Here is a 21847-nt window from a genome sequence, read left to right as displayed (position 1 = left end):
AAACAGCAAATCTTGTTGATTTACCGTTTAAAAGATGATACAAATTCAATTTCATATAAATTTATGAAAAAAGCCCTCTAAACTTTACTTCTATCTCTATGAATCAACTAGAAAAATCTCTTCAATTCTATTGGCTATATCTGGACTTACTTGCCAAATCCCAACATAAGGTTGTTCAATATACTGTTTTTCTTTCATAGTATATAGATAGACTACACTATCATTTTCTTCATTCTGATGAGTGAATTTGATAATGATGTAATCTTTATCATTTGTCGGTTGATCATTTAAACTTTCTAAAGTTGTGGATTTTGACTGTTTCTGTATCTCCTTAATTAACTTTGAGATTTCTTCTCTCTTGGTTATTGTTTTAACATTTTCAGAGAGTTTTTTCTGAATAGAAATTACAGAGATCGTTTCAGGTTCAGGAAGAATAAGTTTTTTGTTACTAACGCAAGCAGATAGAACAAGAAAAGAGATTGAACAGACTATCATGGTAATCATCTTTTTCATACAGCTTCACGTCCTTTCATTCTGCTTACTTTTTTTCTGAGATACAATTATAATATCAAACCTTAGCCATTTTTACAATATCTTATTCCCTCATAAACTTTATTACTGTAAAAGGTTTACATTCCACTATTTTATGATTGTATCTAAAAGATAAAGTAGCCGACAAATTCGCTTCTTACATTGTTTTTTAAAATATGGGTATCAGCGTGGATATCAAAACAAAAAAATAGGCTCTCCGAAAACTCGGAAAGCCTTATTTAATGCTATTTCTAGCTTCCTCGCCTTTACATTTCAAGGCTCGGAATAAAAAGGTTCACTGGGTCTTTTTATTTAGCGATTGGGTAAACAGAAACTTGTTTTTTATCGCGTCCTTTACGTTCAAAGCGTACTACGCCTTCAACTTTAGCGAACAAAGTATCGTCTCCACCACGTCCAACGTTTACACCTGGGTAGATGTGTGTACCACGTTGACGGTAAAGGATTGATCCACCTGTTACAGTTTGTCCGTCAGCTGCTTTAGCTCCAAGACGTTTCGCTTGTGAATCACGTCCGTTTGATGTAGAACCTCCACCTTTTTTGTGGGCGAAAAGTTGCAAGTTGTTAAGAGTCATTTTTAACATAATGTTTTCCTCCGTGTTAGTTTTCTGTGATAACTCTGGTTTGGACGAACTCAGAAGAGTTCTCCGATAAGTTTGCCATACCTAAGAAAAATGATTCAAAGAATAACTGGGTCATTTCTCTCTGGTGTGAAGGAAGATCTTTTGGTATTTCAACCATCAGATAGCCACCTTCATCTTCGTTTAATTCTAGGATTGGTTCATAGCCTGCAAATTTCTCAATAGAATTGATAAAGTTAATGGCAAGCGTAGAAACCGATGCACACACGACATCTAAGCCGTATTCGCCACTCTCGGCGTGTCCAGTAATTTCCGCACTCCTCAGCTCGCCATCTTCGGCTCTCTCAAAGACTGCCTGTATCATGTGTTCTCCTTAAAATTAAGCGTTGATTGCGTTGATGACAACTTTTGTATATGGTTGACGGTGACCTTGTTTACGGTGGCTACCTTTTTTAGGTTTGTACTTGTAAGTAACAACTTTCTTTTGTTTTCCTTGTTTTTCAACAGTTCCAACTACAGTAGCTCCAGCAACAAGTGGAGTTCCGACAACAGTGTTTTCACCACCAACAAGAACAACTTCGTTAAAAGTAACTTCTTGACCAGCTTCAACGTTCAATTTTTCAACGTAAACTGCTTGACCAACTTCAACTTTAACTTGTTTTCCGCCAGTTTTGATAATTGCGTATGTGCTCATTATGCACCTCCTATGATTTTTATGGGTTTCCCCGAATTTTTTGTGAAGACTCGCCTAGCATCGTGGGACAAACCACTTAGAAAGAAGAGCTCTAAATATAACAAAGTTTAAATTTGTTATACGACGAGCAACGATGTTCGTGCGGTTGCACAGGAACGTGCATAGTCAACTCTTCAAGTATAGCATATCTCCTATTTTCTTACAAGTAATAACACCTAAAACGAAGCTTTTTCTTTTACTTTTTTCCGCCACGAAGCAAAAAGCATGCTGAGGTAAAAAATGCTCATCATAATAGGAACACCAAGAATGGTCTTTTCATGATAGAAAATCGTCAAATAAGCTGAAAAGACAACACCAATGACAAAACTACTAAGCAGGCTTACAAAGATAATCCCTTCACGTAAAAAAGGAGTGTGCTTGGTTCGGAAATAATCTCCAAAAGCTAGCATTGTTCGTTTGATATTCCCTGTCATAAAGGCATTATTGTAGGCAATACCCGAAACCTCACCAAAAGCAGTTGTCACCAAGCCCATACAAAAGGCTAAGGGCGGTACTAGATAGATATTCTCTACAGTTTGTGGTACAAATCCAATAATGATTGATAGGATTGCTAAAGGAATCAAGGACAGAATCGGTTTTTTCACAATTCTCAATTTTTCCTTATAAATCGTTAATAAAAAGACCCCCATCATAAAAGCTAGCAAGGTCATTACTTTGGCACTGGCATCTGACACATTGTGTTGAATGAGTCCCACTGATAGAAAGACGACATTCCCAGTTTGTCCAGCCACAAGAGTGTTCCCTCGCACAATAAACGTATAGGCATCTACATATCCTGCACAAAAAGTCAAAAAAAGCGCTAGCCTCTTAGACTGACGTGATATTTTTCTTATAGGTAATAGCCTCATTTTTCCTCCCATTTCATTTACTCATCTAATTATTGTACCACTTTCTTTGGGAAAGTCCTAGTAGCTTATTTGAAAATTTTTACCCTCTGTTGGATAGTCTCGTCTATCTATGTTATAATGAAAGAAGGATTTGAAAACGGAAAAGGAGTAACTATGCTTAAATTAGGTGTCATCGGAACAGGGGCTATCAGCCACCACTTCATAGAAGCAGCCCATTCCAGTGGAGAATACAAGCTGGTCGCAGTCTATTCTAGAAAACTAGAAACTGCGGCAACCTTTGCTTCTCGCTATCAGAATATCCAACTCTTTGATCAAGTAGAGGACTTTTTCAAGAGCTCCTTTGATGTGGTCTATATTGCTAGTCCAAACTCCTTGCATTTTGTTCAAGCCAAGGCTGCCTTGTCTGCTGGTAAACATGTCATTCTTGAAAAGCCAGCTGTCACTCAGCCACAAGAATGGCTAGATTTGAGACATACAGCTGAGAAAAATCACTGTTTTATATTCGAAGCAGCTCGCAATTACCATGAAAAAGCTTTCACTATCATCAAAAACTTTTTAGCAGACAAACAAATTTTGGGAGCAGATTTCAACTATGCCAAGTATTCTTCCAAAATGCCTTACTTGTTAACTGGGGAGACACCAAATGTCTTCTCAGACCGTTTTGCTGGTGGAGCTCTTATGGATTTAGGGATTTATCCCCTCTACGCTGCCGTTCGTCTCTTTGGAAAAGCTAAGGATGCAACCTATCAGGCTCAGCAGCTTAACAATAGCATTGACCTAAATGGTGACGGAATCCTCTTCTACCCAGACTTTCAAGTTCATATCAAGGCTGGAAAGAACATCACTTCCAATCTCCCTTGCGAGATTTATACGACAGATGGTACCTTGACCCTCAACACCATCGAACATGTCAGCTCAGCTATTTTTACCGACCATCAAGGCAATCAAATCCAACTCCCTATCCAACAGGCTCCTCATACGATGACTGAGGAAGTCGCTGCATTTGCACACATGATCCAGCAACCAGATCTGAATCTCTACCAAACTTGGCTGGAAAATGCAAGTTCAGTTCATAAGCTACTATATACTATGCGCCAGACTGCTGGCATTAGATTTGAGGCAGAAAAATGAAAAACAAACTACCGACTGAATGGCAAGAACTGAGTGACCAACTCGATTTCCAAGAATTCACTCCCATTCAAACCCAACTATTTGAGCCCCTTCTTGCTGGAGAAAACCTCCTAGGAGTGAGCCCAACAGGAACTGGTAAGACCCTAGCTTACCTTCTACCAAGTCTTCTCAGACTACAAAAGAAAAAAGCCCAACAACTCTTGATTCTAGCACCAAATACTGAGCTTGCTGGACAGATTTTTGAAGTGTGTAAAACATGGGCTGAAACTATCGGCTTAACTGCCCAACTCTTCTTATCAGGTTCGAGTCAGAAACGCCAGATTGAACGCCTAAAAAAAGGACCAGAAATTCTGATTGGGACTCCTGGACGTATCTTTGAACTCATTAAATTGAAGAAAATCAAGATGATGAATGTGGAAACCATCATCCTGGATGAATTCGACCAATTGCTCGATGATTCTCAGATTCACTTTGTTGAGAAAATTACTCACTACGCACCTCGTGACCACCAACTTGTATATATAAGTGCGACAACCAAGTTTGACCAAAAGAAGATTGCGCCTAACACACGTACCATTGATCTCTCTGACCAAAAATTGGACAACATCCAGCACTTCTACATACAGGTAGATCAACGTCACCGAGTGGATATGCTACGAAAACTGGCTCATGTGGAGGATTTCCGAGGTCTTGTCTTCTTTAACAGCCTATCAGACCTTGGTAGCGCAGAGGAAAAACTACAGTATCGGGATATCTTGGCTGTTTCTCTAGCTAGTGATGTCAATGTCAAATTTAGAAAAGTCATCTTAGAAAAGTTTAAAGACAAGCAACTAACCCTGCTTCTTGCAACTGACCTTCTGGCTCGTGGGATTGATATCGATAGCCTAGAATGTGTCGTAAACTTTGATGTCCCAAGAGATATCGAAACCTACACTCACCGTGCTGGACGTACTGGCCGTATGGGCAAGGAAGGTTATGTTATTACTCTCGTCACTCATCAAGAAGAGCTTAAAAAACTCAAGAAATTTGCTACGGTTCGTGAAATTGTCTTGAAAAATCAAGAACTCTATATCAAATAAAACTCCTTTTGCTCTGTGCCCATCAAGTGTATAGAGCTTTTTTATGTAAACAATTCTTCAATATTAGTTCAATATCCGAAAAAAAGAACCTTGCAATGCAAGATTCTTTTAGTGTCTGACTTAAATAATTGTTCTTCTGGGAACTAAATCGAATTAAGCTTCGATTTCTGTAACCATACCTGAACCAACAGTACGTCCACCCTCACGGATAGAGAATGTAGTACCTTGTTCTACGGCGATTGGGTGGATCAACTCAACGTCGATTGTCACGTTATCACCAGGCATTACCATTTCAGTACCTGCTGGAAGTTCGATTGAACCTGTAACGTCAGTAGTACGGAAGTAGAATTGTGGACGGTAGTTGTTGAAGAATGGAGTGTGACGTCCACCTTCTTCTTTAGTAAGGATGTAAACTTCACCTTTGAATTTAGTGTGTGGGTTGATTGAACCTGGTTTAGCGATAACTTGTCCACGTTCGATTTCATCACGTTGAACACCACGAAGAAGGACACCTACGTTATCTCCGGCAAGACCTTCGTCAAGTTGTTTACGGAACATTTCAACACCAGTAACAACTGCTTTTTGAGTTTCTTCTTTGATACCAACGATTTCGATTTCGTCGTTGACTTTAACGATACCACGGTCGATACGTCCTGAAGCAACTGTACCACGACCAGTGATTGAGAATACATCTTCGACTGGAAGAAGCAATGGTTTGTCAGTGTCACGTTCTGGTTCTGGGATGTACTCATCAACTGTGTTCATCAATTCCATAACGATGTCTTCGTATTTAGTATCACCTTCAAGGGCTTTAAGAGCAGAACCTTGGATAACTGGAAGATCGTCACCTGGGAAATCGTATTCTGACAATAGGTCACGGATTTCCATTTCAACCAATTCAAGCAATTCTTCGTCGTCAACCAAGTCAACTTTGTTCATGAAGACGATAAGGTGTTTAACACCAACCTGACGTGAAAGAAGGATGTGCTCACGAGTTTGTGGCATTGGTCCGTCAGTTGAAGCTACTACAAGGATAGCACCGTCCATTTGAGCGGCACCAGTGATCATATTTTTAACGTAGTCCGCGTGTCCTGGAGCGTCGATGTGAGCGTAGTGACGTTTTTCAGTTTCGTACTCAACGTGCGCAGTATTGATAGTGATACCGCGTTCGCGTTCTTCTGGAGCAGCATCGATAGACGCATAGTCTTTAGGTTGGTTAACTGATGAAGGCAAGCGACGTGCCAAAACAGTTGTGATAGCTGCAGTTAGGGTAGTTTTACCGTGGTCAACGTGTCCGATAGTACCAATGTTAACGTGTGGTTTACTACGATCATATTTTTCTTTTGCCATTTGAGTAAAAGCCTCCAATAAAATATATTTTATAGATAGACAGTAGGCAATACAGTCTAACTTTCCTTACTATTTTATCAAATTTCAGCTAAATTGCAAGTGTTTTACAAAGTTTTTGTGAATTATTCTTAATCTGCTAATCTAAACGGTATTTCTACTCCTATCACTTCTTTAATGAAAAAGAAAAATCAGGAATTTCCTGACTTTTACTTAGCTAATTCTCTTTCTCGTTCTTTCATTATTTTATGATTTTCATACAAACGTGATAAAAACTTAGAAATTTCTTTTAAGATAGAATAGGTTGGTACTGCGACAATCATGCCAATGACACCATAGATATTACTTGATAACAAAAGTAATACTAAAATCGTAATTGGATGGACTTTCATCACACCACCTACGATCCGAGGGTAAAGGATGTTCCCATCTACTTGTTGAATAATCAGCATATAAATAACTGCAATCAGCATTCTATGAGGATCAGTAAAGACATTGGCGATAATCATCGGAATCAAACCAATACTTGGGCCTACATAAGGAATGAGATTGGCTAATCCTGAAAAGATAGCGAAGACCAAAGCGTATTTCAAACCGATTACGCTATATCCGATAAAGGCCAAACAGCCAATAATAATCGCATCAATAGCAACTCCACTAATATATCGAGCAATTGTAGTATTCAAATTTTTTAAAAGACCTGTAATATGCAATTTGTCTCGCTTTAAAACAGTACGCTCAAGCATCGGCAAGAATTTGTGACCATCTAACAAAAAATAAATTAAAAATACAGGTGTCATGATAATAATCAAAACAGTACTAAAGAGCGCAGATAGGACACTTCCAACACTATTCGTTACACTATTTAGGATATTCTGTAGAATATCTACATAGGAGAGATTTAACTGTTGAATAGTCGCTTGAATATCTAAATTTTGAAAGGCTGGATAGGTAGATAAATCCACAATCAAATCTTGCAAACGACTGTAGATTGTCTGACTTGTTGCTATCAAACTGGTCAACTGATTGATCAAAATCGGTAAAAGATAAACGACCCCAATAACTATACCCCAGACCAAGGCACACAAGGTTAGTAGAATACCAATGATACGGTTAATTTTGAAATACTTTTGTAAAAAATTTACAATAGGATTGGTCAAGTAATATAAAAAACCACCTAAAAGAAAGGGAATCATTATAGTGTTTGCGACGCTTACAAAAGGTGTAATAATCGCTCCCATCTCTCTCCATAAATAAAAGATGATGGTTAATAGTAAAATCTCACTGGTCCAAAAAAATAATTTATTCTTACGAAACATGAGGTACCTCCATTCATCTATTTTACCACACTTTCAAAAAAGCTTCTTTCTTATATCATGAAACTGGGAATATTTTTTTCTTTATGTTAGAATAAACTTACTATGAAAAAAATAATTTTAACTCTACTAAGTTTATCCGTAATTGGGTCAGCATCGACTGTTGCTGCTCAGGATTTTAATATTGCTGCTAAACATGCAATTGCTGTTGAGGCGAATACTGGTAAAATTCTCTATGAGAAAGATGCAACCCAGTCTGTCGAAATTGCTTCAATCACTAAATTGATTACTGTTTATCTTGTCTATGAAGCCTTGGAAAACGGAAGTATCACACTATCTACCCCTGTGGATATCTCTGATTATCCTTACAAATTAACGACAAATTCTGAAGCAAGTAACGTTCCTATGGAAGCTCGTAATTATACCGTCGAACAACTACTTGAAGCAACCCTAGTATCTAGTGCTAACAGTGCGGCTATTGCCCTAGCTGAGAAAATTGCTGGCTCAGAAAAAGATTTCGTCGATATGATGCGCGCAAAGCTCTTGGAATGGGGAATTCAGGATGCCACTGTTGTCAATACGACGGGTCTTAATAATGAGACTCTAGGGGATAACATTTACCCAGGCTCTAAAAAAGATGATGAAAATAAGCTCAGTGCTTATGATGTCGCTATCGTTGCTCGTAACCTCATCAAAAAATATCCACAAGTCTTGGAAATCACGAAAAAACCTTCTTCTACTTTTGCTGGAATGACAATCACTTCTACCAACTACATGTTAGAGGGTATGCCTGCTTATCGCGGTGGTTTTGATGGCCTTAAAACAGGAACAACAGACAAAGCTGGAGAATCTTTTGTTGGTACTACTGTTGAAAAAGGGATGAGGGTTATCACAGTTGTTTTGAATGCAGATCATCAAGACAATAATCCTTACGCTCGCTTCACAGCTACATCTTCACTAATGGATTATATCTCTTCTACATTCACACTTCGCAAAATCGTTCAGAAAGGTGATGCCTACCAAGATAGCAAAGCCCCTGTACAAGATGGAAAAGAAGATACCGTCACTGCCGTTGCCAAAGATGACATCTCTCTAATTGAACGTGTTGGGGGACAATCGTCCCAAACAATTCAATTCACACCTGATTCTAAGGCAATTCCAGCACCACTTGAAGCCGGAACTGTGGTTGGACATTTGACTTATGAGGACAATGATTTGATTGGTCAAGGTTACATCACTACAGAACGTCCTAGTTTTGAAATGGTAGCAGAAAAGAAAGTTGAAAAAGCCTTCTTCTTAAAAGTTTGGTGGAATCAGTTTATCCGCCTCATCAACGAAAAATTATAAAAAAATCGCGATTTTAAACCGCGATTTTTTGTTAGAAGTTCATCTTCAAAGTTCTTGACCTTGGGTAAATCTAAAATCAAATTTTACCCAACTGATCCTTCCATTTCGTAGCTGATCAAGCGGTTCAGCTCAACTGCATATTCCATTGGAAGTTCTTTTGTAAAGGGTTCTACAAATCCCATTACAATCATCTCAGTTGCTTCAGATTCTGACAATCCACGGCTCATGAGGTAATAGAGTTGCTCTTCTGAAATCTTAGATACCTTAGCTTCGTGTTCCAAAGCGACTTGTGAGTTGTGAATTTCGTTAAACGGAATGGTATCTGATGCTGACAAGTCATCCATGATAATGGTATCACACTCGATGTGAGAAACAGATTTCTTAGAGTTCTTATTAAAAGTTACCTGTCCACGGTAGTCAACCTTTCCTCCGCCTTTAGCGATGGATTTAGACACAATAGACGAGCTGGTATGTGGAGCATTGTGGATCATCTTGGCACCAGTGTCCTGGTGTTGCCCTGCATTGGCAAAGGCAATAGAGAGCATGGTACCACGCGCCCCTTCTCCATCTAGGTAAACAGATGGGTATTTCATGGTTGTTTTAGCACCCAAGTTACCATCAATCCACTCAACAGTGGCATCCTTTTGAGCTTTAGCACGTTTGGTTACCAAGTTATAGACGTTATCAGACCAGTTTTGGATAGTCGTATAACGCATATAAGCTCCATCCAAGGCAAAGATTTCTACGATGGCAGCGTGCAAGCTGTTACTTGAATAAGTTGGCGCTGTACATCCTTCTACATAATGGACACTTGCTCCCTCATCAACGATAATCAAGGTACGTTCAAACTGACCTGTATTCTCGTTGTTGATACGGAAGTAAGTTTGAAGAGGAATATCTACCTTGACCCCTTTTGGTACGTAGATAAAGGTTCCACCAGACCATACTGCTGAGTTAAGGGCAGCCAATTTGTTATCTGTTGGCGGTACCAACTTAGCAAAGTATTGTTTAAACAAGTCTGGGTATTCCTTGAGGGCAGAATCCGTATCTGTAAAGATAATCCCCAACTTCTGGAACTCTTCCTTCATGTTGTGGTAAACCACTTCTGACTCATACTGGGCAGAGGCACCTGCTAGATAGGCACGCTCAGCTTCCGGAATCCCGATACGTTCAAAGGTTTCTTTAATTTTTTCAGGAACCTCATCCCATGAACGAGCTGGTTTATCAGATGGTTTTTGGTAATAAATCAAGTCATCAAAGTCAATCTCTGACAAGTCTGCTCCCCAAGTTTGCATGGGCATTTTTTTGAAGGTTTCATAAGACTTCAAACGGAATTCTAGCATCCACTCAGGTTCTCCCTTAGCAGCTGATAGTTCACGAATGACATCTTCATTCAATCCTTTTCCTGTCGATAGGACAGGCTCTACATCATCATGGAAACCAAATTTATATTCACCAAGGTCAATTGGTTTTGGTTCTACTCTTTCTTCAGCCATAATATCCTTTCTTTCATTCTTCATTTCTACTGATTCATAAGACAAAAGAAACTTGCCTTACTTGTTTTCTTGATTTTCAATTGTTTTCTTCAAAGCGTTCCAAGCTAGGGTTGCACACTTGATTCGTTGAGGGAATTTTGCAACGCCTGATAAGAAAGCTGCATCGCCTAGTTGGTCTTGGCGTTCATCTTTTTGCCCTTGAACCATTTCAGAAAAAATAGTCGCAAGTTCTAAAATTTCTTCTTTGGTTTTTCCTAAAACTGTGTCCGTCATCATGCTTGCAGAGGCAGTTGAGATGGTACAACCTGAGTTTAGAAAAGCGATATCTTCCAAACGATTCTCTGTATCAAACTTGACAGAGAGATTGATAACATCCCCACAAGTCGGATTGTTGAGACTGATTTGCTCAGCATCTTCCAACTTCCCTTGGTGATGTGGATTTTTCGAATGGTCCGCTACCACTGCCATATAAAGGCTATCTAGTTTAGAAAGTGCCATTGAAAAACTCCTTTGTCTTTTGTAAGGCATCGACTAGCTTATCGCAATCTGCCTTGGTATTGTAGATATAAAAACTTGCACGAGCTGTGGCTGGAACATCCAAATACTGGAGCAAGGGTTGCGCACAGTGGTGACCTGCTCGAACAGCCACTCCTTCATAATCCAAAGCAGTCGCAAGGTCGTGAGGATGAAGGTCACCTAGGTTAAAGGCAATGACACCTGAACGTTGAGCCAAGTCCTGTGAACCATAAATGGTCAGTCCTTCAATCGCCTGCAACTTTGGAAAGACATATGCAATCAATTCTTGTTCATGAGCTTCAATCGCATCCATACCAATCTTTTCAAGATAATCTACTGCCGCAGCAAGTCCAATTGCACCTGCCATATTTGGTGTTCCAGCCTCAAATTTCCAAGGCAATTCCTTCCAGCTAGCAGATTGCTCATAGACGAAATCAATCATTTCGCCGCCAAATTCTACTGGTGACATTTGTTCCAGATACTTTTCTTTACCATAAAGAACACCGATACCAGTTGGACCCGCCATCTTGTGACCTGAAAAGGCAAAGAAGTCAACATCCAAGTCCTGAACATCGATCTTCATATGAGGCGTAGATTGAGCACCATCCACCACCATGATAGCTCCAACTTGGTGGGCCAATTGAGTGATTTCTTTTATTGGATTGACCACACCAAGGACATTTGAGGCGTGAGCAAGGGAGACAAACTTAACTTTATCAGTCAATTTAATTCGCAAATCATCCATATCCAGAGCTCCATTCTTGAGATAGACATAGACAAGCTCTGCCCCAGTCTTGCGGCAGGCTTCCTGCCATGGAATGATATTGGAATGGTGTTCCATGACGGAAATCAAGACCTGGTCTCCCTCAGTCAAGACTTCCTCAGCATAACGCGCTACCCAATTAAGACTGGTTGTCGTTCCTCTAGTAAAGAGAACTTCCTTTGTTGAGCCTGCATTGATAAACTTACCAATGGTTTCACGAGCCGCCTCATAGGAAGCTGTCGCCCTTTCTGCCAAGGTATGAACGCCACGATGAACATTGGCATTGTCGTTCTCATAGTAGCGGTTAATCGTCTCCAGAACTGCTAGTGGTTTTTGTGTCGTCGCAGCATTGTCCAAATAAACCAATGGTTCATCATTAACAATCTGGTCTAAAATTGGAAAATTCTTGCGAATCACTTCTACATCTAACATAGGCTTCCCCTTAGCGTTTTGACAATTTTTCTTCGATAGTTGCAATCATTTCATCACGAACTTCCTTGACTGGAATCTCAACGATAACAGATCCAAGGAAACCACGGACAACCAAACGTTCTGCAGTTGCCTTATCTAAACCACGGCTCATGAGGTAGTACATGTCTTCTGGATCCACCTGACCGATAGAAGCTGCGTGACCTGCAGTAACATCATTTTCGTCAATCAAAAGAATTGGATTGGCATCTGAACGCGCTTGGTCTGAAAGCATAAGAACACGGCTCTCTTGTTGCGCATCTGCTCCCTTAGCACCCTTGATAATATGGCCAATACCATTGAAGGTCAAGGTTGCTTTTTCAAGAATAACCCCATGTTGAAGGATATTTCCGATTGAGTTGCAACCATAATTAGTCACTCGCGTATCAATCCCTTGAACCTGACGACCACTTGAAAGAGCTACGACTTTAAGATCCGCATGGCTACCGTTACCAATCAAGTCGCTATCAAAGTCCGCAACGACGTTCCCTTCGTTCATGACACCGATTGCCCAGTCAATGCTTGCATCATTGCCTAATTTACCACGACGGCTAATGTAGGCTGTGACGTTTTCACCTAGACGGTCGATTGCAGCAAACTTCACTTGCGCACCAGAACGAGCAATAACTTCTACTGTGATATTGGCAGTTGCTTTGGCACTTCCTTCACCGCGTGACTCTAAACGTTCCAGATAACTAATCTTAGAATTTTTACCAGCGATAATCATAATATGCTTGTTAAACGGCACATCGCTATCGCTGTCTTGATAAAAAATTCCTTCGATTGGTTCTTTAATCTCAACGTTATCAGGAATATAGAGAACAGCACCACTATTGAAATAAGCTGTATGGTAGGCTGCCAACTTGTCATCGTCATACTTAACAGATGACATGAAGAATTCTTCGATCAGCTCTGGAATTTCTTCTAAAGCTGAGTGGAAGTCTGTAAAGACGACACCCTGTTCAGCCAATTCAACTGGAATTTGCTCAAAAACAGTCTGAGTTCCTACTTGCACCAACCTCAAGTGATTATCTAGAGCTGTGAAATCTGGAACATTTGCTGATGGCTCACTTTCTGTAATCGTTCCATCACCCAGATTCCAACGGTGGAATTTGACACGCTCAATAACTGGTAATTCCAAAGTCTCAATCTTGTCAAAAGCTTTTTGACGGAGGTCAGCCAACCAGCTTGGTTCAGCGTGCATTTCTGAAAAAAGTTTAATATTTTCTTTAGTCATTTACTTCTCCTAAAAGATACGAGGGAATTACAATTCTTCCTTGTAGTCGTAGCCAAGTTCTTCAGCTAGTTTTGCGTATCCTTCACGTTCCAAACGCGCAGCCAATTCTGGACCACCTGAAAGGACAACACGACCTTCCATCATGACGTGTACCACATCAGGTGTGATGTAGTTCAAAAGACGTTGGTAGTGAGTGATAATCATAGCACCAAAGCCTTCACCTCGCATAGCATTCACACCTTTAGAAACAACTTTAAGGGCATCAATATCAAGACCAGAGTCAATCTCATCCAAAAGGGCAAAAGTTGGTCCCAACATCAAAAGTTGAAGAATCTCATTGCGTTTTTTCTCACCACCAGAGAAACCTTCGTTGAGGTAACGCTCAGCCATTTCTTCTTTCATGTTGAGTAATTCCATCTTCTCATCCAATTTAGTGATAAACTCACGAACTGAAATCTTCTCATCGTCTTCTTTACCAGCATTCATAGCTGCACGAAGAAACTCAGCATTGGTAATTCCAGGAATTTCTGATGGGTATTGCATAGCAAGGAAAAGTCCCATACGCGCACGCTCATCAACTTCCAACTCAAGGATGTTTACGCCATCAAACAAGACTTCACCTTTGGTAACTTCATAGTTTGGATTTCCCATGATAGCTGCAGAAAGAGTCGATTTACCTGTACCATTTGGTCCCATGATAGCGGCGATTTCTCCTGTTTTCAGGGTCAGGTTAACCCCTTTTAAAATTTCTTTTCCTTCAATCTCAACGTGAAGATCTTTGATCTCTAATACTGACATGATAGTTCCTTTCTTTTTCAAGGCCTTTACAGTTCTTACTGGAAACATACTTGATTTCCCTAGAAAATACGGTAAAAGGTCAATAAATATACTTTTATAGTATAACAAAAAAAAGCCTAAAAGGCTTTGATTTTGTCTAGAAGCTGAGGACTAGTCTTTTCCTTTTAAATGTTGGTCAATGACATCTACTATTTTACCCATCAAGTAACTAACTCGGAAATTTCTAAAGAGCAAAATGGCCCAAAAGGCTGCCATAATATAACGACCAGTCATCCAGGCTTCATTGAAAAAATAGGTCTCAGCAGCTGTAAACAGCGCGATGATAATAAATTGTTGTCTATTCATAAACTTATTGTATCATGAAATCTTTCTTTAGTCTTCCTCTACCTTCACTTTATCAGCCAAAAATTCAAATCCTTCTGGAATCAGGCTTTCTTCTGCTTCTTTTTCAGTTTGAGAAGATTTGGCTTTGGCTGAAAAGGCTGCGCGAACTTCTTTCCATTCCTCCATGGAAATGGCTAAAATCTCAGGTGAAAAACCTGCTGCCTGACTGAGGATGTTACCAAACATAGTGTTGAGATTGTCCCGTTTCATGGTTTGACCAGCATTGAAGCTAGATTCAAAAGCAAGAATAGCATGGTGTTCATTGGCTGCAACCGGTTGAGAACCAACTAGCAGAGCCTTATCAGGACCTCCAAGACTTTCAATCACTTCTCCCCAGGCATTCTGCAAGCGAATCAGATTTTGACGTGCTAAATCTGGATTTTCAACGGCCTCTTGTAGGATTGATTGAACCTTATTGCGATCCACACGATAGACGGTCTTGCTCGCTGCTGGACGGGTAGGTACTGGACTAGTTGGTTTTGGTACAGTGCCCACATTGGCGAGTTCATGTTTGAGACGGGCAACTTCCTGTCTCAGTGCAGAAATTTCACTTTCAACAGATCCTGAAAGCGAAGATTCAGGCTTGATTTCCGCTAAACGAATAGTCATCATCTCAGCATAAATCTTGGGCTGCAAACTAGACTTAATATCTGCTAAACTGACTGTCGCCAAGCGAATCATTTCAAACAGATTTTCTTGAGGAAGTGCCAAATTTTCTACAAAGACTGGACTATGATGAGTGTTTTCTCCACCTGTTTGGACAATTAACAAGTCTCTTAAATAGTGCAAAAGGTCGGTCACAAAACGAGTCATGCTCTTACCATTTTCAAAGAGAAGATTCAAGCATGCTAGGGCCTTGGGAACATCCTGTTGAGACAAGGCGGCCACATAATCATCCAAGGCTGATAGACTAATGGTACCAGTAATTTCTTCAGAGATGGCAGTCGTCAGCTCGTTTCCCTGTGTCAAACTCAGGGCTTGATCCAAAATAGACAAGGCATCTCGCATTCCACCTTCAGCCCGTCTGGCAATGATTTCCACAGCCTCTGGTTCAGAACTGATATTTTCTTTTTCTAAAATATAGTGGATATGTTCCTTAATATCCTGTGTCTTAATCGATTTAAACTCAAAACGTTGCACACGAGATAGAATCGTAGCAGGAATCTTGTGCAATTCAGTAGTAGCCAAAATAAAGACCACATTCTGTGTTGGCTCTTCCAACGTCTTTAGGAGGGCATTAAAAGCCCCTGTAGACAGCATGTGAACCTCATCTATGATATAAACCTTATAACGAGCAAGGCTAGGCGCATAGGTAGATTTATCACGAATTTCACGAATTTCATCAACCCCATTATTAGAGGCTGCATCCATTTCGATGACATCTTCTAAACTACCATCCGTCACCGCTTGGCAAATATAGCAGTTATTACAAGGTTCACCACCCACTTGATTGGGACAGTTCATAGCTTTGGCAAAGATCTTAGCCACACTAGTTTTTCCCGTTCCACGTGGACCAGAGAAAAGATAGGCATGACTTATTTTCTCTTGCTCTACTGCTTGTTTAAGAGTCTTAGCCACAACTTCTTGACCAACCAACTGGGAGAAGTTTTGACTTCTATATTTTCGATAAAGTGCTTGATACATTAGGCTTTCTCCCCAAACATTGTAAAGTCCCATTCTGTCTTTTCAAGCAAAATAGCGACAAATTGTTCCAAATAATCTCGATCCATAGCATCATAATCATCAAGCTCTGAAGAATCCAGATCCAGAACTCCAAGTAATTGACCATTCTTTATCATCGGCACAACAATTTCACTTTTAGCTCGACTATCACAAGAAATATAGTTGGGATAAATTGTTACATCACCAACCAGAACAGTTTCCTGAAAATGAGCTGCCTCCCCACAAACACCTTTTCCCAGTGCAATACGGATGCAGGAAACACCTCCTTGGAAAGGACCTAGAACCAATTCCTTTCCATCGAACAGATAAAAGCCTGCAAATACGGTATTAGGTAAGCGTGATTTTAGAAGAGCACTGGCGTTGGAAAGATTAGCCAAAACATTGGTTTCACCATCCAATAAAAAAGAGAGCTCTTCATTTAACATTTGATAACGTGATTGTTTTTCTGATTCTAACATAGGACTATTATATCAAAAAAGGCTTACAGACAAAAGAAAAATCCCTTGTTTAGTAAACAAAGGATTTTGTGAATTTTCAATTTGATTAAAGTTCGATATCACCGAACAAGTCAGCCATTGAGAATCCTGTTTGTGTTTCTGGAAGTTCGAAATCACGTTTTTCTTGACGCTTTGGACGACGTGGACGAGCAGCACGTTTTTCTTCTTTTTGTCCTTCTTCTTGAGCTGGACGCTCTTCAAGAGCTTTGATAGAAAGTGATACGCGCTCTGCATCTGCGTTAACTTCAAGAACTTTAACTTTAACTTCTTGACCTACTTTAAGAGCTTCTTTTGGATTTTCAATACGTTTGTGTGAAATTTGTGATACGTGAACAAGTCCATCGATACCTGGCAATACTTCAACAAATGCACCGAAGTCAGTCAAACGTTTAACTGTTCCTTCTACTACATCACCTTTAGCCAATTTTTGCTCAACGCCATCCCATGGTCCAGGTGTTGTTGCTTTAAGTGAAAGTGAGACACGTCCTTCTTCTTCGTTAAGATCAAGGATTTTAACTTCAATTTCTTCACCAACAGTTACAACTGATTTTGGTGATACGTTACGTTCGTGTGACAATTCAGTCAAGTGAACCAATCCGTCAACACCACCAAGGTCGATGAAAGCACCAAAACTTGTGATACGTGCAACTTTACCAGTTACTACATCACCAACAGCCAATTTACCAAATACTTCAGCGCGAGCTGCTGCTGTAGCTGCTTCAACAACTTCACGACGTGAAAGGATGAAGCGGTTTTCTTTAGCGTCAACTTCTTTGATTTTAGCATCAAATTCTTGACCTACAAAACGCTCAGTGTTACGTACGAAACGAGTATCCAACATTGAAGCTGGGATAAATCCACGAACACCTTCAAATTCTACTGAAAGTCCACCTTTAACGGCACGAGTTCCTTTAACAGTAACAACTTCTTCTTCGCGACCAACAAGTTTGTCCCATGCTTTGCGAGCTTCAAGGCGTTTTTTAGATACAAGGTATGTAACTGTATCAGTATCTTTACCAACTACTTGACGAAGTACAAGAACATCCAATACTTCTCCTACTTTAACAAAGTCATTGATATCTGCATCGCGATCGTTTGTCAATTCGCGAAGAGTCAAGACACCTTCAACACCAGTTCCAGAGATTGCAACGTTAGCTTGAGTCGCATCAACTGTCAATACTTCAGCACTAACAACATCACCAGTCTCAACTTGGCTAACGCTATTTAGCAAATCTTCAAATTCGTTCATCTAAAAAATCCTCCAACAATCAAGTTTTTCTTAAACTTGACATACTTATAATTTTTTTCCTAAGCACCCGCAAGGACATGTTCATATCGTTCACGTCTTTCAATTATAAAAATAAAATACCCTAAGATATTTTGCTTTTTATCTTGATTATTACCTAAGAACTGGGGTAGCTGGATTCGAACCAACGCATGAGGGAGTCAAAGTCCCTTGCCTTACCGCTTGGCTATACCCCATTGACGAAATGGAGAGAGAGGGATTCGAACCCCCGAACCCGAAGGAGCGGATTTACAGTCCGCCGCGTTTAGCCTCTTCGCTATCTCTCCTACAATCAACATGGACTATTATATCATGAAAATTTCAAAAAAACAAGACTTATTTTGCTAAATTATAATTTTCAATCAAAATTTCCACAGCTTTTTCCAATTTTTTATAAAAACTATCGACATTCCCATTCTTTATGATGGCAAATTGTCCGTCTAATTCGGCAATTTCTCCGATAACTTTTTTACCGATAGTCAATGTATAACCTTCAAAACTGTCTTTACCAACATTAACTTTAGCATCTGCTACTTGAATTTCAATTTTTTTATCTTTCTTGCTCATTTCATACCTCTCTTCACTTTTTCTATTTTACAAGAAAATCCTAAAACTAGCAAGAAAAAACTCTATACCAGGCTTGTCTGATATAAAGTTTTCTGCTTTATTTAATATGTTTTTCTAGTTCTTTTTGGTACTTACCATTTGATTCCAATTTTTCTTTTTGCCATTTTTTCAGTGCTTCTTCATATTCTTTTGTTGTAACAATATCTTTTTGCAATTTCATTCCTTTAAAGATATATGGGTCACCCTTAATACCAACTTGTGAGTATGGTTTTGAGAATGGCACGACATTACTTACAACTGGAGAACCACCAGATGAGGCTGTTGGCATCAATAATGAACTATCTGTCAACCAAGCTTGAGCCTTGGCATATTTTTCATAGCGTTCTTCAAGATTTGTAGTTTCTGAATCTGCATCATCCAATAATTTCTTATATTGGTCCAAACCAAGTTTAGCTACAACATCCTTATCTTTCCCTTTAGTAATACCAAGGTGTTTCATAGCAGAACCTGATTTAGGATCCATGATATTCAAGTAAGATGCTGGGTCTTGATAGCTTGGAGCCCATCCTGTACTGTTCAAATCATAATCTTTTTGAGAAGGAACACGCGCTTGAGAAGTGATTGTTTCCTTTTCATTATCTGTCATTTGAAGAACGTCGATAACAACATTTTCAGCACCAAGAGTTGATTCAATAGACTGTTTGAAAGAGTTGCTTTGTTGAACGGCGATGGTATCTGTTTGTTCAACTGGGACATCCAAGTGAATTGGGAATGTTACCCCTTTAGATTCCAAGTCTTTCTTAGCTTTTTCGAAAGCAGCTTTAGCCTTGTCAGGATTGTAGATAGAATCCTTACCGTCAACTAGCTCAACATCTTTCCATTGGTCACCATAGTTCACCAACTCTGCTTGAGCGATTTGACCAAAGTTTTTACCACCTGCTTGTACAAAGTTGTCAGGAACGAGGCTGTTACGAATAATCTTGTCCGCACCGTCTTCACCATTTAGCTGGGCAGCATAAGAATGGCGGTTGAAGGCAAAGTTGATAGCCTGACGGAAGTCCTTATTAAGCATAGCTTCTTTAGTAGAAGTCTTTTGCTCTTCACTTGTTTTCGCAGTTTTATTATATGATTGACGATTTACGTTAAAGGTGAAGTAATAACTACTTGAGTCCTGTGGGCTATAAGTGATTTTATCTCCGTATTGTTCCAAAGTTGAAGCAAAGTTTGAGCTACTTGGGAAGAGACGGGCTGTCGTATAGGCACCTGAAGAGAAGCTACGAATCAACGATTCCTGATCAGAACCATCGTAGTAAGTCAATTTGACCTTTTCAATTTTTACCTTTTCTTTATCCCAGTAGTTTGGATTTTTCTCGTATTCGATCAACGATTTAGAAGTCAAGGTCTTCAAGATATAAGGACCATTGTAAAGAATCCCTGCTGGAGTAACTGCTCCATAATCTTTACCTGATGCCTTCAAAAACTCTTCATTTACAGGCAACATCGTTGCTGTGGTGACTTTAGAGTTCCAGAAACTTTCTGGTTTGTTTAGGGTATATTCAACTGTGTAATCGTCCAAGGCCTTGACACCAACTGTAGAGAAATCATTGGTCTCACCAGTCATGTAGGCATCCAAGCCCTTGATTGAATTTTGGATGAGAGAGACACCATCTGACTTACCGTCAGCTACGTGTTTTAGTCCTGTCACAAAGTCATGGGCTGTTACTTCTGCATATTCTTCGCCTTCTGATGTGTACCATTTAACTCCTTTACGAAGTTTGTAGGTATAAGTCAAACCATCTTTTGACACAGACCAATCCTCAGCCAAGGAAGGAATAACATTTCCATACTGGTCGTTTTCCATCAAGCCATCAACCACGTTCCCGATGACATCTGTTGTAGATGTACGAGTCGCTATACTATAGTCCAAAGATGCTGGATCTACTGCATAGACATATGAAAATGTTGTCGGTGCATCTGCTTCTTTATCAGCTTTTCCACAAGCCACTAAAAGAGCTGTTGTACTCAGGACCACTCCTGCTGTTAAGAGCCACTTTTTCGATTTCATCAAAAATCTCCTTTTGTTTATTTTAATCTACTTTTACAATCCAACCTTCTGGCGCTTCAATATCGCCAAACTGAATTCCTGTCAACTCATCATAGAGTTTGCGAGTCACAGGGCCTACTTCTGTTTCACTATAGAAAACATGGAAATCATCACCGTGCTGAATTCCACCAATTGGAGAAATAACAGCTGCGGTACCACAGGCACCTGCCTCTACAAAACGGTCAAGGTTATCAATTGGGACATCCCCCTCAATAGGAGTTAAGCCCAAACGATGTTCTGCCAAATAAAGCAAAGAATACTTGGTAATAGATGGCAATATAGAAGGACTCAATGGTGTTACAAATTCATTATCAGCTGTAATTCCAAAGAAGTTAGCTGATCCGACTTCTTCAATCTTTGTATGAGTTGATGGGTCTAGATAGATAACATCTGAGAAATGACGTGACTTGGCCAATTTCCCTGGTAAGAGACTGGCAGCATAGTTTCCACCAACCTTAGCCGCACCTGTACCATTTGGAGCCGCACGATCGTATTCATCCTGAATCAAGAAGTTGGTTGGAACCAATCCACCCTTAAAGTAATTTCCAACTGGCATAGCAAAGATGGTGAAAATGTACTCTTCTGCCGGTTTTACCCCAATAATATCTCCGACACCAATCAAAAGAGGGCGAAGATATAAGGTTCCACCTGTTCCGTATGGAGGTACATATTCTTCATTCGCACGAACAACTCCCTTACAAGCTTCTACAAACATTTCTGTCGGAACTTGTGGCATCAAGAGACGGTCACATGTCCGTTGCAGACGTTTAGCATTTTCATCAGGACGGAAAAGTTGAATACTGCCATCCTTAGTACGGTAAGCTTTCAAACCTTCGAATGCTTGTTGTCCATAGTGAAGACTTGGAGAAGACTCTGAAATATGCAAGGTTGCATCCTCTGTAAGCTCTCCTTGATTCCATTGTCCATTTTTAAAATGAGCAATATAGCGATAAGGTAATTTCATATAGGAAAAACCGAGATTTTCCCAATCAATCGTTACTGTCATATTCCACTCCTTATTCTAAAAACCTATTTCTTTTATTCTACACTATTTTTCTAAAATAGCAAGTATATTTTGTAATTTTCAGAAAATTTCT

The 21847-nt window shown here is 39.8% G+C and carries 22 protein-coding genes, 2 tRNA genes and 1 other annotated feature; of the genes, 3 read left to right on the top strand and 21 right to left on the bottom strand.

What is annotated here, in order from left to right:
* Window positions 1-96: 96 nt before the first annotated feature.
* The 5 genes from B7698_RS06435 to B7698_RS06415 form a co-directional block, all read right to left on the bottom strand.
* Entirely contained in the window at window positions 97-513 is a 417-nt protein-coding gene (locus tag B7698_RS06435; RefSeq protein ID WP_084865032.1) for a DUF5301 domain-containing protein, read from the bottom strand.
* 326 nt (window positions 514-839) lie between these two features.
* Complete coding sequence (gene rpmA, locus B7698_RS06430) at window positions 840-1133, bottom strand: 50S ribosomal protein L27 (protein WP_000916509.1); 294 nt, start codon at window positions 1131-1133, stop codon at window positions 840-842.
* 16 nt (window positions 1134-1149) lie between these two features.
* Complete coding sequence (locus B7698_RS06425; protein WP_000613699.1) at window positions 1150-1494, bottom strand: ribosomal-processing cysteine protease Prp; 345 nt, start codon at window positions 1492-1494, stop codon at window positions 1150-1152.
* Window positions 1495-1509: 15 nt separating this feature from the next.
* On the bottom strand, window positions 1510-1824 hold the full coding sequence (gene rplU / locus B7698_RS06420; RefSeq protein WP_000109141.1) for a 50S ribosomal protein L21: 315 nt from the start codon (window positions 1822-1824) through the stop codon (window positions 1510-1512).
* 36 nt (window positions 1825-1860) lie between these two features.
* Window positions 1861-1981, bottom strand: a sequence feature (ribosomal protein L21 leader region).
* 58 nt (window positions 1982-2039) lie between these two features.
* Window positions 2040-2732 carry a YoaK family protein gene (locus tag B7698_RS06415; RefSeq protein ID WP_192855113.1) on the bottom strand — a complete coding sequence of 231 codons (693 nt, stop codon included), beginning with the start codon at window positions 2730-2732 and terminating at the stop codon, window positions 2040-2042.
* A 153-nt stretch (window positions 2733-2885) separates the two neighbouring features.
* Between B7698_RS06415 and B7698_RS06410 the strand changes: the two genes are divergently transcribed.
* Window positions 2886-3863, top strand: coding sequence for a Gfo/Idh/MocA family protein (locus B7698_RS06410; RefSeq protein WP_084865030.1), 978 nt, complete (start codon window positions 2886-2888; stop codon window positions 3861-3863).
* Complete coding sequence (locus B7698_RS06405) at window positions 3860-4942, top strand: DEAD/DEAH box helicase (RefSeq protein WP_084865029.1); 1083 nt, start codon at window positions 3860-3862, stop codon at window positions 4940-4942. The genes B7698_RS06410 and B7698_RS06405 overlap by 4 nt, the downstream gene beginning before the upstream one ends.
* Before the next feature lie 153 nt (window positions 4943-5095).
* Here B7698_RS06405 and tuf read toward each other — a convergent pair whose 3' ends face one another.
* Together tuf and B7698_RS06395 are read right to left on the bottom strand one after the other, a co-directional pair.
* A complete protein-coding gene (tuf, locus tag B7698_RS06400; protein WP_001040726.1) occupies window positions 5096-6292 on the bottom strand; it encodes an elongation factor Tu in 1197 nt (398 codons plus the stop codon).
* 206 nt (window positions 6293-6498) lie between these two features.
* Window positions 6499-7608 carry an AI-2E family transporter gene (locus B7698_RS06395; RefSeq protein WP_084865028.1) on the bottom strand — a complete coding sequence of 370 codons (1110 nt, stop codon included), beginning with the start codon at window positions 7606-7608 and terminating at the stop codon, window positions 6499-6501.
* Window positions 7609-7710: 102 nt separating this feature from the next.
* On the opposite strand from B7698_RS06395, the gene pbp3 reads away from it, so the two are divergent.
* Complete coding sequence (pbp3, locus tag B7698_RS06390) at window positions 7711-8952, top strand: D-alanyl-D-alanine carboxypeptidase PBP3 (RefSeq protein ID WP_084865027.1); 1242 nt, start codon at window positions 7711-7713, stop codon at window positions 8950-8952.
* Between the two features lie 83 nt (window positions 8953-9035).
* Here the strand turns inward: pbp3 and sufB are convergent, their stop codons facing one another.
* The 14 genes from sufB to B7698_RS06320 form a co-directional block, all read right to left on the bottom strand.
* Window positions 9036-10448 (bottom strand): Fe-S cluster assembly protein SufB, encoded by a 1413-nt coding sequence (gene sufB / locus B7698_RS06385; RefSeq protein ID WP_000797054.1) that lies wholly within the window; start codon window positions 10446-10448, stop codon window positions 9036-9038.
* Window positions 10449-10505: 57 nt separating this feature from the next.
* A complete protein-coding gene (gene sufU / locus B7698_RS06380; protein ID WP_001218492.1) occupies window positions 10506-10946 on the bottom strand; it encodes a Fe-S cluster assembly sulfur transfer protein SufU in 441 nt (146 codons plus the stop codon).
* Window positions 10933-12159: a cysteine desulfurase gene (locus B7698_RS06375; RefSeq protein WP_084865026.1), complete on the bottom strand. Its 1227-nt coding sequence runs from the start codon at window positions 12157-12159 to the stop codon at window positions 10933-10935. The genes sufU and B7698_RS06375 overlap by 14 nt, the downstream gene beginning before the upstream one ends.
* A gap of 10 nt (window positions 12160-12169) precedes the next feature.
* Window positions 12170-13432 (bottom strand): Fe-S cluster assembly protein SufD, encoded by a 1263-nt coding sequence (gene sufD / locus B7698_RS06370; RefSeq protein ID WP_084865025.1) that lies wholly within the window; start codon window positions 13430-13432, stop codon window positions 12170-12172.
* A gap of 27 nt (window positions 13433-13459) precedes the next feature.
* Entirely contained in the window at window positions 13460-14230 is a 771-nt protein-coding gene (sufC, locus tag B7698_RS06365) for a Fe-S cluster assembly ATPase SufC (protein ID WP_033685054.1), read from the bottom strand.
* A 150-nt stretch (window positions 14231-14380) separates the two neighbouring features.
* On the bottom strand, window positions 14381-14575 hold the full coding sequence (locus B7698_RS06360) for a DUF3272 domain-containing protein (RefSeq protein WP_001081602.1): 195 nt from the start codon (window positions 14573-14575) through the stop codon (window positions 14381-14383).
* 27 nt (window positions 14576-14602) lie between these two features.
* Window positions 14603-16258 (bottom strand): DNA polymerase III subunit gamma/tau, encoded by a 1656-nt coding sequence (dnaX, locus tag B7698_RS06355; protein WP_084865024.1) that lies wholly within the window; start codon window positions 16256-16258, stop codon window positions 14603-14605.
* A complete protein-coding gene (locus B7698_RS06350; protein WP_084865023.1) occupies window positions 16258-16755 on the bottom strand; it encodes a GAF domain-containing protein in 498 nt (165 codons plus the stop codon). The genes dnaX and B7698_RS06350 overlap by 1 nt, the downstream gene beginning before the upstream one ends.
* Window positions 16756-16840: 85 nt before the next feature.
* Entirely contained in the window at window positions 16841-18043 is a 1203-nt protein-coding gene (gene rpsA, locus B7698_RS06345) for a 30S ribosomal protein S1 (protein WP_001001630.1), read from the bottom strand.
* 161 nt (window positions 18044-18204) lie between these two features.
* Window positions 18205-18276, bottom strand: a tRNA-Gln gene (locus tag B7698_RS06340).
* Window positions 18277-18285: 9 nt separating this feature from the next.
* Window positions 18286-18366: transfer RNA gene (locus tag B7698_RS06335), tRNA-Tyr, on the bottom strand.
* Window positions 18367-18415: 49 nt separating this feature from the next.
* Window positions 18416-18646 (bottom strand): DUF2969 domain-containing protein, encoded by a 231-nt coding sequence (locus B7698_RS06330; protein ID WP_000037113.1) that lies wholly within the window; start codon window positions 18644-18646, stop codon window positions 18416-18418.
* A gap of 97 nt (window positions 18647-18743) precedes the next feature.
* Window positions 18744-20711 carry a peptide ABC transporter substrate-binding protein gene (locus B7698_RS06325; RefSeq protein ID WP_000837410.1) on the bottom strand — a complete coding sequence of 656 codons (1968 nt, stop codon included), beginning with the start codon at window positions 20709-20711 and terminating at the stop codon, window positions 18744-18746.
* 22 nt (window positions 20712-20733) lie between these two features.
* Window positions 20734-21756, bottom strand: a complete 1023-nt coding sequence (locus B7698_RS06320) for a branched-chain amino acid aminotransferase (RefSeq protein ID WP_084865022.1) — start codon at window positions 21754-21756, stop codon at window positions 20734-20736.
* Between the last annotated feature and the right edge of the window lie 91 nt (window positions 21757-21847).

Source organism: Streptococcus mitis (assembly GCF_002096855.1).
In the GTDB taxonomy this organism is placed as follows: domain Bacteria; phylum Bacillota; class Bacilli; order Lactobacillales; family Streptococcaceae; genus Streptococcus; species Streptococcus mitis_Y.
This window is presented reverse-complemented; position numbering and strand designations above follow the sequence as displayed.